Here is a 1,870-nt window from a genome sequence, read left to right as displayed (position 1 = left end):
TCAGAACGTTACTCCTGCGCATAAGGGACTTGCACCCTCTAGATTAATAAACTACCTTTCGGTAGTCAAAAGATGCCCATGCTGGGCACACACACTATATAAAAATAATAGCTTTATATGGCTTTATTTAAGGTTATTGCTTATTTATTTTAATCCCCCCGAAATCGGGGGTTTTAGATTCTTTACACGCTACTATTCTTATATTTTAACGTTAACCTACATTAAGCCAAATTACACGGAATATTGGCAAAAAAAGCGGTTTAAAAAAGTAGGATTCTGATAAATATTACGCAACCAGAAATGGAATTATAACGCAGCAGATTCTGACAAATATTACGGGAAAAATATGTTTGTAATTCTGAAGTGGAAACGGCAGAATTTTAGCCTGTTTGCGAAATAGAAACGGAATCGTAAAGCTGTATATTTTGAAAAATATTACGGAAAAATATGTTTGTAATTCTGAAGTGGAAACGGCAGAATTTTAGCCTGTTTGTGCAATTAGGAATGAAAATTTAGACAAGTTAAACGCCGAATAAAAACGCTGAAAAATGTGAGATTTTATATCGGTATTTTAATTAAAAAAAAACGCAGGTTAACAAAATATATAATTTATTGCTAGTGCGAACCTACTTACGAAAATCCTTAGGGGATTTTCTATTCCGTTTTTATTTACTAAATTTAGTGCTTCAAATACGCAACAAACCATATATAAAACGTTGCAAGTAATTGGCAAAAAATCACGCAAATTATAATGTGTTTTTTAAGGCTAATAAAGAAGTATAATCGGAAACTATTTCCCTAAAAACCTTCTAAAGAATGAGCAAAATACTGAAAAACTTACGCAACCGCTGATTTAAAAGATTGACGCATAAATCAATAAAAACGGAATGAATAAAACTGACCGAATTATCATCCAAAATCTGAATTTATAACGGCTGTAGAATTGAGAAAATGCAGAAAATTGGAATTGGAATTGGAATTGGAAAAAAAACAAACTACTTGCAACAAAATATATAAAAAATACTTAGTTTAGTACTAAGACAAAAGTTAGTACTATTTTGTTAATTCCGATTTTCCTTCGGAAAATCCTCACGCACAAAACAGTACTTTCCATATATAAATCGTTAGCATCAATTCCCCTCTTCTCCAAAAAAATAATCACTTTAAGGTAACGTTTTTGTGGAAAAAATTGAATAATTTGAAAAATCAATTATAAAAACATAAATAATTGATTTTCAAAACATTAAAAAAACGTTACTTAGAATTAAAAAAAAGAAAATATGTTTAATAGTGAATTTTTGGTTAGAATAATAATTGATGTTGTCCTTATTGGATTTGTCAGTGTTGGATTTGGTAGTTGGCTGAATTATAAATATGGAAAAAAACTAAAAGAGTTAGAACCTCAAACCGCTGAGCAAATATTGAGGAAAGAAAATTATCTAAACTCAAAAAGAGATGTGTTTTTCGAAGTAATAGAATTAATAAACCGTCGCTTTGCTTCTTCTGAATGGAATGGTCCACAAGTCCCTAATAATAGAACTATTGAAAATACAAGACCTACTGAAGTTGAAATTAATTCTTGCTATTCTAAACTGAACTTATATGTGGATGATAAACTAATTCTTGAAAAATATCCTTATTTATTTTCTGGAGATTCCAACCCTGTTGAAATTGGGGATTTTATGAGTTTACTAAGAACAGATTTGGGTTATGGAAAAAGTATGATAGACTCTGAAAATTATCCTTATATATTTAGTAATGACTAAAAACTGGTGCTAATCGAGTAGACGGCTCCGACTAAAATAGTCGGAGTGCGCCTCTCACACCACCGTACGTACGGGTCTCGTATACGGCGGTTCGTAAATCATCA

General features: G+C 31.0%; 1 protein-coding gene. It reads left to right on the top strand.

All coding sequences use genetic code 11. The features are described 5' to 3' along the window. Positions 1-1,280 precede the first annotated feature (1,280 nt). Positions 1,281-1,766 (top strand): hypothetical protein, encoded by a 486-nt coding sequence (locus DPIF8902391_RS11865; RefSeq protein WP_101931887.1) that lies wholly within the window; start codon positions 1,281-1,283, stop codon positions 1,764-1,766. Positions 1,767-1,870 lie beyond the last annotated feature (104 nt).

This window comes from Tenacibaculum finnmarkense genomovar ulcerans (genome assembly GCF_900239495.1).
GTDB classification, from domain to species: domain Bacteria; phylum Bacteroidota; class Bacteroidia; order Flavobacteriales; family Flavobacteriaceae; genus Polaribacter; species Polaribacter ulcerans.
Note: the sequence above shows the minus strand (reverse complement) of the source record. Positions and strands in the feature narration are given on the sequence as shown.